Genomic DNA, 13,100 nt, shown 5'->3' on the forward strand with positions numbered 1-13,100 from the left:
CTCAGTCCTTCGGTCCGCCGGCGACGTAGATGACCTGGCCGGAGACGAACCCGGCTTCCTCGCTGCACAGGAACGACGCGGTGGCGGCGATGTCGTCGGGGTTGCCGATGCGGCCGACCGGGATCATCGACGCCGCGCCCTTCTTGAAGTCCTCGAACGACACGCCCATCCGCTCGGCGGTGGCGGCGGTCATCTCGGTCTCGATGAACCCGGGGGCGATCGCGTTGGCGGTGACGCCGAACTTGCCCAGCTCGATGGCCAGGGTCTTGGTGAAGCCCTGCAGCCCGGCCTTCGCGGTGGCGTAGTTGGCCTGGCCGCGGTTGCCCAGCGCCGAGGTGCTCGACAGGTTCACGATCCGGCCGTATTTCTGCTCGGTCTGGTGCTTCTGGACCGCGCGGGTCATCAGGAACGAGCCCCGCAGGTGCACGTTCATGACCAGGTCCCAGTCGTCATCGGTCATCTTGAAGATCAGGTTGTCGCGCAGGATGCCCGCGTTGTTGACCAGCACGGTCGGCGCGCCCAGTTCCTCGGCGACCTTGGTGACCGCGGCCTCGACCTGCGCGGAGTCGCTGACGTCGGCACCGACGGCCAGGGCCTTGCCGCCCTCGGCCTCGATCGCCGCGACGGTGTCCGCGCAGCTCGCCTCGTTCAGGTCGATCACGGCGACGGCGAACCCGTCACGGGCGAGGCGCTTGGCGACAGCGGCGCCGATACCTCGAGCTGCGCCGGTGACGATGGCGGTGCGGGGCTGGGACACGGACTCCTCCGAACGGTCGAGTTGCTAAGCGATCGCTTAGCGAACCTACTCCCGAGTGTTTGTCGGTGTCCAGCCTCAGAACTCGAAGCCGCCGGGCTTGCCGTTGCGGTCGGCGATGAGGCCCGCGAGCGTCGCGATAGCGATCTCGGCGGGGGTGCGCGAACCGATGTTGAGCCCGATCGGCCGGTGCACTGCGGCGATCCGCTCCTCGTCGACGCCGAGGTCGCGCAGCGCGGGCACGTGCGGCGCTGGGTGGCGCGGATTGCCCATCACGCCGACCCACCGCGGGTTCGCCGCGAGGACGTCCCGCAGGACCTCGCCGAGTTCGGCGCGGTGGTGGTCGGTGACGATGACGTCGGCGTCCGGGCCGAGGTCGGCGGGCACCTCGCTGAGCGCCCCCGTCGAGTCCTCGGGGTCGACCAGCACGACGCGATAGCCGAGGTCGGCACCGTAGCGGAGCAGGTGCTCGGCCACCTTCGTGGCGAACACTGCCACCAGCGTGCGGGTGCCGGTGTCGGGAACGACGGCCCCGTGGGCGATGTCGCAGGAGTCCGGTGAGGTCATCCCAGCAGTCTCGTCCACCGGACGCAGTCAAGCCACGTATGGACCTGATTCGGCATGATCGCGTTGTGGCATGATGACATCAGCCAAACAATGGGGTTTGCATGGATGAGATTGACCGGACTCTCTTAGCCCGGCTGCAGCAGGACGCGACGACACCTTACGCCGCGCTGGGGCAGGAGGTGGGGCTTTCCGGGGCGGCGGCGCACGAGCGGGTGCGCAAGCTGCGCGAGCGCGGCGTCATCCGGCGCACGACCATCGACGTCGACCCGGCCGCCGTAGGCAAGGGCGTCCTCGCCTACGTCATGATCGAGGCCGACGCGTGGATGGGCGGGCCGGACACCGGCGAGGCCCTGCGCGCGCTGCCGTGGGTCGAGGAGGCGCACATCGTCGCGGGCAGCCCGTCGCTGCTGGCGAAGGTGCGTGCCAAGACCACCAGCGAGTTGCAGCAGGCGCTCAAGGGGATCTTCGACATCGACGGCGTCACCGGGACGCAGACGATCGTGGTGCTCGAGACGTTCTTCGAGAAGTCCGTCGATGTCTGAGCTCGCCTACACCGGACTGACCCTCGACCGCGCGGGCGCCCGGCGCTCGGACGACCAGTGGTTGGCGGGCCTGCGCAAGAACGCCAAGGCCGTCGCCCTGTGGCGCGACCACTGTCTGGTCCGCGCCGAGCAGCCGGTCTGGACGGACGTCCCGTCAGACGCCTTCTTCCTCGGACTCGACGGCGACACCGGCGTGTTCGCCGTCGACCTGTCGGACCTGGAGGAGGCGGCCGCCGCCGAGTCCGTCGGCGCCGACGCGGCCGTCGACCTCCGGCGGCTGGTGGCCGGCCTGGACGCGCAGGGCGCGACCCGGCTCGCCTACGCGCGGGGTCTGCTGCACTGGAACCGGAACCAGCGGTTCTGCGGCGCCTGCGGTTCGCCCGCCCGCGCCGCCCACGGTGGACACCTGCGGATCTGCACCGGATGCGGCAAGCTGCTGTTCCCACGCATCGAGCCGGCCGTGATCACCCTGGTCGAGCACGGCGACCGCTGCCTCCTGGGCCGACACCGGGGGGCTGCGGCGAACGCCTTCTCCACCCTCGCCGGGTTCGTCGAGATCGGCGAGAGCCTGGAGGACGCCGTCCGGCGCGAGGTCGCCGAGGAGGCGGGCGTGGCGGTGGGCGCGGTCGAGTACCGCGCGTCGCAGGCGTGGCCGTTCCCGTCAGGGCTGATGCTCGGTTTCCGGGCGGTCGCCGAGAGCCCGGAGATCGACGTCGACCGCGACGAACTCCTCGAAGCCCGCTGGTTCACCCGCGACGAAGTGCTTGCGCTGCAAGAGGAACACCGCGTCGCGGGCACCGGGCGGACCGACTCGATCGAGCACTTCCTGGTGACCTCGTGGCTGTCTGGATCTTGATCCCCTAGGGGATCTACCGGGGGACAAGATCGGGGACCGCACCTGATTCGCTGAGGTGTTCCCCCTGCCAGTCTTCGTTCGACCTGAACGGAACCTGTGTGGGGGGAACCCAAGTTGTCAGCAAAACCGATGGTGACGGTGCGCATCGCCAGATGGAGCGCGTTACACCCGTGGCGCGCGATCGGCGCCTGGGTCGTGTTCGTCGCCCTGTGCATCGGGACCGGCGCGGTCCTCGGCACCAGGACCGCCGACTTCGACGACAACCCGAAGGGCGAGCAGGCGGTCTACCAGCGCATCGTCGACGACGCGGCGCTCAACCGGCCCGCGTCGGAGAACGTCCTGATCACCGCCCGCGACGGCGCGCTCGACCAGGACAAGGCGCTCGCCGTCGCGGGCGAGGTCCGCACCCGGATGGACGCGCTGACCGAGGTCGACAAGGTCGGCGAGCCCGCGCCGTCGCCGAAGCGGGACGCGATCCTGGTCAGCGTCGACATCGCGGGCGACCGCGAGACCGCCGACGAGCGGCTGCAGCCCCTGCTCGACGTCACCGCGTCCGTGCAGGCCGCGCACCCGGACCTGCGGGTGGAGCAGGTCGGCGGGAAGTCGCTGAACAAAGCCCTTTCGGAGACCTTGGGGAAGGACTTCCAGAAGGCCGAGTTCATCAGCATCCCGGTGACGCTGATCATCATGCTGCTCGCCTTCGGCGCCGTGATCGCCGCGGGTGTCCCGGTCCTGCTCGCCATGTCCGCGGTCGGCAGCGCGCTCGGCCTCTCGGCGCTGGTGTCGCAGCTCGTGCCCTCCACTGAGAACACCTCCAGCATGATCCTGCTGATCGGCATGGCGGTCGGAGTCGACTACTCGCTGTTCTACATCCGCCGAGAACGGGAGGAACGGGCGCGCGGGGCAAGCCACATCGACGCGGTCGAGATCGCCGCCGCCACCTCGGGCCACGCGATCGTCGTCTCCGGTATCGCCGTGGTTGTCGCCATGGCGGGCATGTTCGTCGCCGACGACGTCACCTTCTCCTCGATGGCCATCGGCGCGATCCTCGTCGTCGTGGCTGCGGTCATCGGCTCGATCACCGTGCTGCCCGCGATGCTCGCCAAGCTGGGCCGCTGGATCGACCGCCCCCGCGTTCCGCTGGTGTGGCGCCTTTCCGCCCGCTCCAACGGCGAGCCGAGGTTCTGGAAGGCGATCCTGAAGCCCTCCCTGCGGCGTCCGGGCGTGGCCCTCGTCGTGGCCGGTGGCGCCTTGGTCGCCCTGGCGATCCCCGCCGCGGGGATGACCCTCAACTCGCCATCGGACGCCGACCTCCCGCGCAGCATCCCGATCATGCAGAGCTATGACCGGATGACCGCCGCGTTCCCGAGCAAGGGCGCCGTCCACGCCATCGCGGTCCGCGCGCCCGCCGACTCGGTCGCCAAGACCGAGTCCGCCGTCACCGAACTGACCCGCCGAATCCAGGCCGACTCCGGCTTCGCGAACGACAGCGCCCCCAGGGTGACCCGCTCGGGCGACGGCCGGATCTTCGTGATCGCCGCGGCCATCCCGCATCGGGGGAGCAGCGCCGAAGCCGACCAGTCCCTGAACTGGTTGCGCACCAACGCCCTTCCCGCCACAGTCGGCGCTGTCGCGGGCGCGGAGTTCGCCGTCAGCGGCGAGACCGCGGGCAACAACGACTTCGTCGACAACATGACGTCGTCGCTTCCGTGGGTCGTGACGATCGTGCTGCTGCTGACCTTCCTGGTCATGCTGTGGACGTTCCGCTCACCGGTCATCGCCGCGTCGGCGATCTTCCTTAACCTGCTCTCGGCTGGTGCGGCGTACGGCGTGCTTGTCCTGGTGTTCCAGAACACCTGGGCCGAGGGCCTGCTGAGCTTCACGTCGACCGGCGGCATCGTGGCCTGGCTGCCGCTGATCCTGTTCGTCGTCCTCTTCGGACTCTCGATGGACTACCACGTCTTCGTGGTCAGCCGCATCCGTGAAGCCCGCGAGAAGGGCATGGACACCCGATCCGCGGTGTCCCACGGCATCACCACCTCAGCCGGTGTGGTGACCAGCGCGGCCGCGGTCATGATCGGCGTGTTCTCCATCTTCGCCACCCTGAGCACCATCGACATGAAGCAGATGGGCGTCGGCCTGGCCACCGCGATCCTCATCGACGCGACCCTGATCCGCGCGGTGATCCTGCCGTCCCTGATGGCGGTCCTGGGCGAGGCGAACTGGTGGGCGCCGAAGTTCCTGCGCCCCCGCGCGGAGCCCGTGGCGGCGCCCGCTCCGGTCCGGGAACTGGACCGGGTCGGCTGAGCGACCGTGCCCCTGCCCCCGGATCGAGCCGATCCGGGGGCAGGAGCCTGTTCAGCCTCGGAGCGCCGCGGCCGTCGCCGCGTCGGCGGGAAAGAACGACTCGATCGCGAGTTCGGCCACCGTGACATCCATGGGCGTCCCGAACGTCGTCACCGTGCTGATCAACGCCAGTTCCACCCCGCCGTGTCGAAGCCGCAGCGGCACAACGACATCCGCCGAGTCCACCACCGGTTCCGCTTCGGCACACGGGTATCCCGCCAACTCGTCATGGAGTTCGGCGAGCGACTCGTCCGCGGTGATGACGATCTGCCTGCGCAATCGGCTCAGCAGGTGCGCCCGCCACTCACCGAGGTTGACGATGCGCGAGGCCATGCCCCGCGGATGCAGGCTGACCCGCAGCACGTTCACCGGCGGCTCCAGCAGGTCGGCGGCGACACCGTCGAGCTGCGCGAGGAGGCTTTCGTTGGCCTCCACCAGGTTCCAGCTCCGGTCGACCGCCACGGCGGGCAACGGGTTGTGCCCGGTGAGGACCTGGCGCACCGCCGTGCGCACCGCCGCCAGCCGCGGCGAGTCGAGCGCGTCCTGGGAGTACACCGGGGCGTAGCCCGCCGCGAGAAGCAGCTGGTTGCGGTCCCGCAGCGGCAGTTCCAGGGTGTCGGCGAGGAGCAGCACCATGTCCCGGCTGGGCACCGAGCGCCCGGTCTCGACGAAGCTGAGGTGCCGGGTGGAGATGTCGGCGCGCAGCGACAGCTCCATCTGGCTGAGTCGGCGGTGCTCACGCCACTGGCGCAGCAGCGCCCCAGCGGACCGGTCGAGTGCGGCGGTGGTCATGCGCCCACCGTACGACGGCTGTCGATTACCTCCGAGGTCAGCTCTGGCGCACACTGGGACCATGCGCTTCGCCGACCGGGCGGACGCCGGCCGCGTCCTCGCGGGCCGGCTGACTCACCTGCGCGCGGAGAACCCGCTGGTCCTGGGCCTGCCGCGGGGCGGTGTGCCGGTCGCCGCGGAGGTCGCGACCCGACTTGGCGCCGAGGTGGACGTCGTCCTGGTGCGCAAGGTCGGCGCACCCGGACACCCCGAACTCGCCGTCGGCGCGGTGGGGGAGGGCGACGTCACCGTCCACGCCGACGACGTCCTGCGCGACCTCGACCTCGCCTGGTCCGATGTGGCCGCCACCGCGGCGGGCGAGCGCGCCGAGCTCCGCCGCCGGGCCGAGCTGCTGCGCGCGGGCGCCGCGCCGCGCGATCTCGCGGGCCGCACGGTGATCCTGGTCGACGACGGCGTGGCGACCGGGTCGACGATGGCGGCCGCCGTCCGGGTGGTGCGGGGCATGGGCGCGGCGCGGGTGGTCGTCGCGGTGCCCGTGGCGCCGCCGGATGTGTTGGTGCGCTTGGGAAAGGTCGCCGACGAAGTCGTGTGCCCGCTGACCCCGCAGCGGTTCGTGGCCGTCGGGTACTGGTACGAGGACTTCAACCAGGTGCAGGATTCCGAGGTCCGCGCGATCTTGGGCCGCTAGGAGACGTCCTCTTCGATCCGCACACTCCGCGCGACCGCGGCCGGACCCAGCAGCTCGAGGATCCGGCGCATCGATGGGGGTGGGTTGTGCAGCACCAGGAAACGCCCCTCGTCGAGTGAGCCCGCGGCCCGGACCACCGTGATCACACCGGAGATGTCGATGAAGTCCAACTCGGCGAAGTCCAGGTGCACGTCACCCTCGGCCTGCCTGCACAGGGCGAGCAGGAACTCCTCGAAATCGGGGCGGGTGCTGAGATCGGCGTGCCCGGAAACGCGCGTGCCGTGTGCGCCGTCAGCGTCGCTGTCGTGGCCGTCGGGGTTCGGCTCAGACAACGGAAAGAGATCAGTGATCGCCGCCACCGCCTCGCGGAGGTGCCATGGGCCCGCCAGTCGTGCTCATGCCCTCACCCCTCCCGGGCGCAGCGGATCTAGTGAACGCTGAGCCTACGCGCGAGTACGGCACGTGTCCCAGGTCCAAAGTCCTCAGCCGGGCCCGGCGGGCAACAAGACCGTCAAGCACGTCCTTCCGGGCTCGCTGTCCACCGTGACCGACCCGCCATGAGCGTGCAGGACGGCCGCCACGATCGCCAGTCCCAAGCCGGTGCCGCCCGCCGCGCGCGAGCGGGAGCCGTCGCCGCGCACGAAGCGTTCGAAGACGTCGCCGCGCAGGTCGGCGGGGATGCCCGGGCCGTCGTCGGTGACGGTCAGGACCACGTGATCCCTGGTGCGCGACAGCCCGGTCGTGACCGTCGTGCCCGGCGGCGTGTGGGTCCGGCCGTTGGCCAGCAGGTTCGCCACCACCTGGTGCAGCCGGGCCTCGTCGCCGGTCACCACCACGGGGTCGGCGGGCAGGTCGAGCCGCCAGTGGTGGCCCGGTCCGGCCACCTGGGCGTCACTCACCGCGTCGACGACCAGCCGGGACAGGTCGACCGGCTCGGCGAACAGCGGGCGGCCCGAGTCGAGCCGGGCCAGCAGCAGCAGATCCTCGACCAACGTCGTCATCCGGGCCGCCTCGGACTCCACCCGGGACAGCGCGTGCGCGATTGGCGCGGGCACCTCGTCGTCCTGCCTGCGGGCCAGCTCGGCGTAGCCGCTGATCGCGGCCAGGGGAGTGCGCAGCTCATGGCTGGCGTCCGCGACGAACTGGCGGACCCTTGTCTCGCTGGCGTGCCGGGCGGCGAGCGCGCCCGCGACGTGGCCCAGCATCTTGTTGAGCGCGGAACCGACCTGGCCGACCTCGGTGCGTGGATCGGTGTCGGCCGCCTCCACCCGGTCCGGCAGCGCCACCTCGCCCCGGTCGAGCGGCAGCTCGGCCACCCGGCGCGCGGTCTCGGCCATCCGGTCGAGCGGGCGCAGCGTGCGGCGGACGATGACCACGCCCGCGACACCGGCCACGGTGAGGCCGAGGAGGGAGACCGCGCCCAGGACGAAGCCGACGGTCCACAGGGTCTCGTCGACGGAGTCCATCGGCAGGCCGGTGACCACGGTGGCGGGCCCGGCCCGGGTCGCGATGAGCCGGTAGGGCCCGAGGCCGCGCAGGTCGCGTTCGCGGACGGTGCCGTCGACCGGGAGCGCGGCCAGGGTCGGCAGCAGGGCCGTAGGGAGGTCGTCGCGGCTACCGGTGGTGCGCTGCAGCTTGGCGTCGAGCACCCGGCCGTCGTACACCAGCACGTTGAGGGTGCCGGGCCCCTGTCCGGGGGCGTCGATCGGCGGCCTGCCGCGGGGCGGGCCCTGGTCGCGGCCGACGTAGTCGCTGGCCCGCATACCGGCGTCGGTGAGCTGTCGGTCGAGCTGGGCGACCAGGAAGGCGCGCAGGACGACGAGGGTGACCACCCCGATGACCAGGCAGACCATGGCGAGGAGGACCACCTGCTCGGTGATCAGCCGCGCCCGCAGCGTCCTAGCGCGCCGGTTTGAGGACATATCCGGCGCCGCGCATCGTGTGGATCATCGGCTCGCGACCCGCGTCGACCTTCTTGCGCAGGTAGGAGATGTAGAGCTCGACGATGTTGGCCTGCCCGCCGAAGTCGTAGTTCCAGACCCGGTCGAGGATCTGGGTCTTGCTCAGCACCCGGCGCGGGTTGCGCATGAGGAAGCGTAAGAGTTCGAACTCGGTCGCGGTGAGGGTGATCTCGGTGCCGCCGCGGAACACCTCGCGGGTGTCCTCGTCGAGGGTGAGGTCCCCGACGACCAGGTTCGCCCCGGCCGAGGCCTCGGTGATGCCGGTGCGGCGCAGCAGGGCGCGCAGCCGCAGGACGACCTCCTCGATGCTGAAGGGCTTGGTCACGTAGTCGTCGCCGCCGGCGGTGAGCCCGGCGATGCGGTCCTCCACGGAGTCCTTCGCGGTGAGGAACAGGACGGGCAGCGACCCGGCCTCGGAACGCAGCCTGCGCAGGACTTCCAGCCCGTCGAAGTCGGGCAGCATGACGTCCAGCACCACCACGTCCGGCCGAAACTCCCGCGCGACCCGGACAGCGCTGCCACCATCGAGCGCGCTGCGCACCTCCCAGCCCTCATACCGCAGGGCGAGCGTGACCAACTCGGCCAGCGTCGGCTCGTCATCGACGACAAGTACCCGAACGGGCGACCCATCGGATCGCCGCAACTCCGGCCGGTGTGCGGACATGGCTTGAATCATCCGCCACCCGGATGCGGCGGGCCTGTGCTGAACCTGTGAGCCTGCTGTGTAACCGGAGGTCGGCGCCGAGGTGGGAGATCGCTCGGTTGACACCCGAGCGGTCGCAGGTTCGAATCCTGCTGCGCCGGGGTCCTGCTGCCGGGTTTGAGGGGCAGGCTGGGTGCCGGTTCGGCAGGCATGCCGGTGGTCGGCCGCGTGGTGACGTTCGGCTGCCAGGCGGGCCTGCCGCGGTGGTGCTTGCTGTTTGGCGGGTGCGCCGGGGTTGTGCTTGCTCTGTGAGGGGACTGCCGGGGTGGTGCTGGGTCGGCAGGCGTGCTGGTGGTCAAGTCCGCTTGGTGAAGTCCGGCCGCCGGGCGGGCGTCCGGGGGTGGTGCCCAGCTGCCTGGCGCGGCTGCCGGAGAGTGGTGCCCAGCTGCCTGGCGGGCCTGGCGGGGTGCCGGCAGTTGCCTGGCGGGCTCAGCCTGCGGAGCTCAGCCCTCAGCCTGCGTACTGGTGTCAGGCCGCGTGGTGGCAGGTCGGGCAGGTGCAGTCGGCGCAGGTGCAGTTGTTGCAGCTGTCGGCACAGCCTTCGCACTGGCAGGTGGCGTGGTTGCAGGTGGGGCAGGTGCAGTCGGTGCAGCCACAGGTGGCGCACGAGTCGTCGCAGCTGTCGCACTGGCAGTGGTCGCACTCGTCGTAGTGGACCGTCCCGTTCTCACGGTGCTCGCGATGCAGGTGGCCGTCGTGGACGTAGTCGACGTGGTCGCCGTGCACGATGGCCGCGTGCCCACACTCGGGGCCGTGCGTGTGCCGGTGCTGTTCCGCGGGCTGGTGCTCGATCGTCGTCATACCCTCATGCTTATGCGCATGGGTGCATCCGGCGAGTCGATCACTTGTCGACGGGGTCCACGACCTTCGACGCGGCGACGATGATCGACCACAGTGGACTGCGCGTGCGCTCGTAGTAGACCCGGCGGTTCGCGGGTTCCCGGTGCTCCACCAACATCCCAAGATCGACCATCCGACTCAGCTCGATCCCACAGGCACTCTGCGCGATCACCGTCTTGGGCGGCTCGGACTGGAAGAAGCGAGGCCCCGCATGCTGATGAATCCACAGCGCCAGCCGCAGCCTGCTCGGCCTGCCGAACATGAGCCGACCGACATCGCCTGCGTCCATTGGGGGCTCCTGGGTAAGCGGTAGCAGTTATCCGATATCAAGATAGCGGGGTTGAGGGGTGGTGTCGAGGTAGTGGAGCTCCAGACGCATCCCGGCCGGCCCGGCGCCTCTCGGCCCGGGTTCGTTCACCTCAGTCGGTTCGTCCACCTCAGTCGGTTCGTTCACCTCAGTCGGTTCGTCCACCTCAGTCGGTTCGTTCACCTCGGCCGGTTCGCCCGCCCCAACCGGTTCGCCCGCCCCATCCGGTTCGTTCACCTCGGCCGGTTCGCCCGCCCCAGTCGGTTCGTTCACCTCGGCCGGTTCGCCCGCCCCAACCGGTTCGCCCGCCCCATCCGGTTCGTTCACCTCGGCCGGTTCGCCCGCCCCAGTCGGTTCGTTCACCTCGGCCGGTTCGCCCGCCCCAGTCGGTTCGTTCACCTCAGTCGGTTCGCCCGCCCCAACCGGTTCGTCCGCCCACTCGGTTCGGGCCTCCCTGCCCGGTCGCCGGGCCCGACGCGGCTTTGCCGATTCGGCTAGCCAACTCGACTCCGCCGCACCATCCGAACCGTGAGTCGGTCCAGCCGAAATCCCGCTTGTGTTCCATCCGACTCGACGGGCAGGCTCGGTTCGCCCGTTCGGCTTGTCCACCAGCCGTAGCCCGCCCGGCTTCGCCGACCGGTGCGAGCCCCGCCTTGCGGGAGCCTGCCCACCTCGTCGCCGACTCCAGTCCCCCTCGGCGGAGGCATGGCTGCCGCTCAGAGCACCCCGCGGGGTCGGAACTGGATGCTGATTCGGGGCCCGACCGGTTTGCTGGTCTTGGGGACCGCGTGTTCCCACGTCCGCTGGCAAGACCCGCCCATCACCAGCAGATCCCCGTGCCCCACCTCATGGCGCAGCGTTCGGCCTCCACCCCTGGGGCGCAGCATCAGCGCCCGCGGGGAACCCACCGACACGATGGCGACCATCGTGTCCTCCGTGGCGCCCCGGCCGATTCGGTCGCCATGCCAGGCGACGGAGTCGTGGCCGTCGCGGTAGAAGCACAGGCCCGCGGTCGCGAAGTGTTCCGGGTGGTAGTGCTGGTTGAGCGCGTCCCTCGCCTCCGTGAGGGCCGGGTCGGGCAGCGTCACGCCCTCCCGGTAGTGGCACAGGAGCCTGGGGACGTCGACCACCGAGTCGTACATCTTTCGGCGTTCGGCTTTCCAGGGCACGGTGTCGACCAGGCGGTCGAACAAGTCGTCGGCTCCGGGCAGCCAGCCGGGGAACAAGTCGAGCCATGCGCCGTCGGACAGCGTGGTGCGGCGCAGGCCGGACAGCGGCGGGAGCCCGGCCGTCTCCGGGGCGTCCCACAGTGATCCCTGCAGCGCCACGCTCACCCCTCGATGATACACAAATCATCGAACAGGTGTTCAGTGCGCGTGCTGCTCCTCCGCGAGGGATACTGGAACCACACCGCTGTGCCATCCCGAGAGGAACCATCATGCTTGCCGTTGCGAGTCGGACGACTCCGGTGGTCGAGGTGGGCGTGCGGCTGCGGGCCGCCGCCGAGAAGGTGGTCCGCGACGCCTCGCGTCCCGGGGCGGTCGACGACTTGGTCGCCGGGCTGGCCTGGACCGCCGCCTGCGGGCAGACCTGCCAGCTCACGGGCCCGGTCGCCGGTGTCCGCCGGGCCATCGCCGCACTGCGGGCCGGTGACGCGGCCGCGGCGGAGTCGGCGTTGCGGTCGGTGCTCGCCGCGATGCGGTGACCAGGGCCACCCCGCGCGGGGAACCATGCCACCGCAATTCGCGTTATTGAGGTGTCGCTTCCTGAATCGGGGCTGACGGACGTTTCCCGGCGGTGTCCCCCACACTGTCGGACGCACGCCGTCGGCGCGCGGGCGACCATGCCGCCGACCGGACAACCCCCCAAGAGTCCGGTCGGCGGCGTATAAATCCACTCCGAATGTGCGTTGATTCGCGTCGTGAATTCGTCATGTCCCTCGCGTGCGGAAATTAGCCGGGAGTCGTGAAAGGTGCCCGGGTGGTCGGTGCCGAGCACACTGGCCGTGTATTCACGCATTCTTCAGACTAAAGGGGCGCGACTTATGCGCTTACCGCAGGCGGAGGGAGCGAAATATGGCTTCGGTGACGAATGCGCTGCGTTCCGGTGTTTTCGGACAGGATTACGTGGCACTGGCCGACCAGGTCGCCGTCGCGTTGGGCGGGCTCCCGCTCGACGGCAGACGCGCGGCGACGCGCAGGCTGACCGAGATGCTTGCCAAGCAGGACGGGAACGGTGACCGGTCCCAGGTCGACCACTTCGTCGAGAGCCTGCTGATGACCGCCCGGATGTCGCGCCTCCGGGACTACCGGATCGCGATGGCGACGACGGAGAGCCCGGCTGAGCCGCGCGACGTCGACGATGTGATCGCCCTGCTGGAGGTCGGGACCGATGAGTCGGGAACGTATGCGGCTTAAGCTCAACCTGGGGCTCGCCCGGCTCGAGAAGTGGGCGGGCTCCGCGGGCCAGGTCGAGAAGAACGCGCTCTACAAGGCGCTGTTCGCGGTCGCCGACGGCACGGTCTACAACACGTACAAGGTGCTCGACGACGTCGCCCGCGACGGCGAGTTCTTCGTCGTGGTCCGGGAGAACCTGATCGTCAAGATCTGTTTCCGCGAGCCGGACGTCTTCGGTGTGCTCTATATCGGAGCGCCTGAGGAGGCCGCCGAAACCGAGGTCGAAATCACCTGAATCCGCGTCAAGCCGCCAGTGGAACGCGCTGTGGGGGCCGATTGGCCTAATCG

Annotated in this window: 17 protein-coding genes and 1 tRNA gene; 8 read left to right on the forward strand and 10 right to left on the reverse strand. The window is 70.2% G+C overall.

Translation table 11 applies throughout. The features are described from left to right. Window position 1: 1 nt before the first annotated feature. Window positions 2–757, reverse strand: coding sequence for a 3-oxoacyl-ACP reductase FabG (gene fabG / locus C8E96_RS22690; protein ID WP_091382329.1), 756 nt, complete (start codon window positions 755–757; stop codon window positions 2–4). Window positions 758–832: 75 nt separating this feature from the next. Then, entirely contained in the window at window positions 833–1,321 is a 489-nt protein-coding gene (locus C8E96_RS22695) for an XdhC family protein (protein ID WP_091382326.1), read from the reverse strand. Between the two features lie 101 nt (window positions 1,322–1,422). On the opposite strand from C8E96_RS22695, the gene C8E96_RS22700 reads away from it, so the two are divergent. The 3 genes from C8E96_RS22700 to C8E96_RS22710 all read left to right on the forward strand — a co-directional run bounded on the left by C8E96_RS22700 (window position 1,423) and on the right by C8E96_RS22710 (window position 5,026). Then, window positions 1,423–1,863, forward strand: coding sequence for an Lrp/AsnC family transcriptional regulator (locus tag C8E96_RS22700; protein ID WP_091382324.1), 441 nt, complete (start codon window positions 1,423–1,425; stop codon window positions 1,861–1,863). After that, on the forward strand, window positions 1,856–2,719 hold the full coding sequence (gene nudC / locus C8E96_RS22705; protein WP_091382321.1) for an NAD(+) diphosphatase: 864 nt from the start codon (window positions 1,856–1,858) through the stop codon (window positions 2,717–2,719). The genes C8E96_RS22700 and nudC overlap by 8 nt, the downstream gene beginning before the upstream one ends. 129 nt (window positions 2,720–2,848) lie before the next feature. Further along, window positions 2,849–5,026, forward strand: a complete 2,178-nt coding sequence (locus tag C8E96_RS22710; RefSeq protein ID WP_176926836.1) for an MMPL family transporter — start codon at window positions 2,849–2,851, stop codon at window positions 5,024–5,026. Window positions 5,027–5,077: 51 nt separating this feature from the next. Here C8E96_RS22710 and C8E96_RS22715 read toward each other — a convergent pair whose 3' ends face one another. Next, window positions 5,078–5,857 carry a helix-turn-helix domain-containing protein gene (locus C8E96_RS22715; RefSeq protein ID WP_091382319.1) on the reverse strand — a complete coding sequence of 260 codons (780 nt, stop codon included), beginning with the start codon at window positions 5,855–5,857 and terminating at the stop codon, window positions 5,078–5,080. A 61-nt stretch (window positions 5,858–5,918) separates the two neighbouring features. On the opposite strand from C8E96_RS22715, the gene C8E96_RS22720 reads away from it, so the two are divergent. Next, window positions 5,919–6,545: a phosphoribosyltransferase gene (locus tag C8E96_RS22720; protein WP_091382317.1), complete on the forward strand. Its 627-nt coding sequence runs from the start codon at window positions 5,919–5,921 to the stop codon at window positions 6,543–6,545. Here the strand turns inward: C8E96_RS22720 and C8E96_RS22725 are convergent. From C8E96_RS22725 to C8E96_RS22735, 3 genes are all read right to left on the reverse strand, one after another. Next, on the reverse strand, window positions 6,542–6,877 hold the full coding sequence (locus C8E96_RS22725; protein ID WP_228770193.1) for an STAS domain-containing protein: 336 nt from the start codon (window positions 6,875–6,877) through the stop codon (window positions 6,542–6,544). The genes C8E96_RS22720 and C8E96_RS22725 overlap by 4 nt on opposite strands. A 150-nt stretch (window positions 6,878–7,027) precedes the next feature. Next, complete coding sequence (locus C8E96_RS22730) at window positions 7,028–8,467, reverse strand: sensor histidine kinase (RefSeq protein WP_091382313.1); 1,440 nt, start codon at window positions 8,465–8,467, stop codon at window positions 7,028–7,030. Continuing rightward, complete coding sequence (locus C8E96_RS22735; RefSeq protein ID WP_166658079.1) at window positions 8,445–9,170, reverse strand: response regulator transcription factor; 726 nt, start codon at window positions 9,168–9,170, stop codon at window positions 8,445–8,447. The genes C8E96_RS22730 and C8E96_RS22735 overlap by 23 nt, the downstream gene beginning before the upstream one ends. A gap of 72 nt (window positions 9,171–9,242) precedes the next feature. Between C8E96_RS22735 and C8E96_RS22740 the strand changes: the two genes are divergently transcribed. Then, window positions 9,243–9,310 (forward strand) — tRNA-Val (locus C8E96_RS22740). A gap of 367 nt (window positions 9,311–9,677) precedes the next feature. On the opposite strand, the gene C8E96_RS22745 is transcribed toward C8E96_RS22740, so the two are convergent. The 4 genes from C8E96_RS22745 to C8E96_RS22760 all read right to left on the reverse strand — a co-directional run bounded on the left by C8E96_RS22745 (window position 9,678) and on the right by C8E96_RS22760 (window position 11,690). Continuing rightward, window positions 9,678–10,010, reverse strand: a complete 333-nt coding sequence (locus tag C8E96_RS22745; RefSeq protein ID WP_091382307.1) for a hypothetical protein — start codon at window positions 10,008–10,010, stop codon at window positions 9,678–9,680. A gap of 40 nt (window positions 10,011–10,050) precedes the next feature. Beyond that, on the reverse strand, window positions 10,051–10,338 hold the full coding sequence (locus C8E96_RS22750; protein WP_091382305.1) for a hypothetical protein: 288 nt from the start codon (window positions 10,336–10,338) through the stop codon (window positions 10,051–10,053). Between the two features lie 27 nt (window positions 10,339–10,365). Then, window positions 10,366–10,719 (reverse strand): hypothetical protein, encoded by a 354-nt coding sequence (locus tag C8E96_RS22755; protein ID WP_133794678.1) that lies wholly within the window; start codon window positions 10,717–10,719, stop codon window positions 10,366–10,368. Between the two features lie 353 nt (window positions 10,720–11,072). After that, the gene (locus tag C8E96_RS22760) at window positions 11,073–11,690 is read right to left on the reverse strand and encodes an alpha-ketoglutarate-dependent dioxygenase AlkB (RefSeq protein WP_091382300.1); all 618 of its coding nucleotides are present in this window, start codon (window positions 11,688–11,690) and stop codon (window positions 11,073–11,075) included. Window positions 11,691–11,794: 104 nt separating this feature from the next. Between C8E96_RS22760 and C8E96_RS22765 the strand changes: the two genes are divergently transcribed. The 3 genes from C8E96_RS22765 (at window position 11,795) to C8E96_RS22775 (ending at window position 13,047) form a co-directional block, all read left to right on the forward strand. Further along, a complete protein-coding gene (locus C8E96_RS22765) occupies window positions 11,795–12,061 on the forward strand; it encodes a hypothetical protein (RefSeq protein ID WP_133794679.1) in 267 nt (88 codons plus the stop codon). A gap of 370 nt (window positions 12,062–12,431) precedes the next feature. Continuing rightward, on the forward strand, window positions 12,432–12,773 hold the full coding sequence (locus C8E96_RS22770; protein ID WP_091382294.1) for a hypothetical protein: 342 nt from the start codon (window positions 12,432–12,434) through the stop codon (window positions 12,771–12,773). Continuing rightward, window positions 12,748–13,047 carry a DUF6235 family protein gene (locus C8E96_RS22775; protein ID WP_133794681.1) on the forward strand — a complete coding sequence of 100 codons (300 nt, stop codon included), beginning with the start codon at window positions 12,748–12,750 and terminating at the stop codon, window positions 13,045–13,047. Before C8E96_RS22770 ends, C8E96_RS22775 begins: the two co-directional genes overlap by 26 nt. Window positions 13,048–13,100 lie beyond the last annotated feature (53 nt).

The sequence above is a fragment of the Actinokineospora alba genome (assembly GCF_004362515.1).
GTDB lineage: Bacteria > Actinomycetota > Actinomycetes > Mycobacteriales > Pseudonocardiaceae > Actinokineospora > Actinokineospora alba.

Excerpts from the sequence above, each read along its gene's own strand:
- C8E96_RS22695 (WP_091382326.1), bottom strand. The coding sequence starts at position 1,321 with ATGACCTCACCGGACTCCTGCGACATCGCCCACGGGGCCGTCGTTCCC.
- C8E96_RS22700 (WP_091382324.1), top strand. The coding sequence starts at position 1,423 with ATGGATGAGATTGACCGGACTCTCTTAGCCCGGCTGCAGCAGGACGCG.
- nudC (WP_091382321.1), top strand. The coding sequence starts at position 1,856 with ATGTCTGAGCTCGCCTACACCGGACTGACCCTCGACCGCGCGGGCGCC.
- C8E96_RS22710 (WP_176926836.1), top strand. The coding sequence starts at position 2,849 with ATGGTGACGGTGCGCATCGCCAGATGGAGCGCGTTACACCCGTGGCGC.
- C8E96_RS22715 (WP_091382319.1), bottom strand. The coding sequence starts at position 5,857 with ATGACCACCGCCGCACTCGACCGGTCCGCTGGGGCGCTGCTGCGCCAG.
- C8E96_RS22720 (WP_091382317.1), top strand. The coding sequence starts at position 5,919 with ATGCGCTTCGCCGACCGGGCGGACGCCGGCCGCGTCCTCGCGGGCCGG.
- C8E96_RS22730 (WP_091382313.1), bottom strand. The coding sequence starts at position 8,467 with ATGTCCTCAAACCGGCGCGCTAGGACGCTGCGGGCGCGGCTGATCACC.
- C8E96_RS22735 (WP_166658079.1), bottom strand. The coding sequence starts at position 9,170 with ATGTCCGCACACCGGCCGGAGTTGCGGCGATCCGATGGGTCGCCCGTT.
- C8E96_RS22745 (WP_091382307.1), bottom strand. The coding sequence starts at position 10,010 with ATGACGACGATCGAGCACCAGCCCGCGGAACAGCACCGGCACACGCAC.
- C8E96_RS22750 (WP_091382305.1), bottom strand. The coding sequence starts at position 10,338 with ATGGACGCAGGCGATGTCGGTCGGCTCATGTTCGGCAGGCCGAGCAGG.
- C8E96_RS22765 (WP_133794679.1), top strand. The coding sequence starts at position 11,795 with ATGCTTGCCGTTGCGAGTCGGACGACTCCGGTGGTCGAGGTGGGCGTG.
- C8E96_RS22770 (WP_091382294.1), top strand. The coding sequence starts at position 12,432 with ATGGCTTCGGTGACGAATGCGCTGCGTTCCGGTGTTTTCGGACAGGAT.
- C8E96_RS22775 (WP_133794681.1), top strand. The coding sequence starts at position 12,748 with ATGAGTCGGGAACGTATGCGGCTTAAGCTCAACCTGGGGCTCGCCCGG.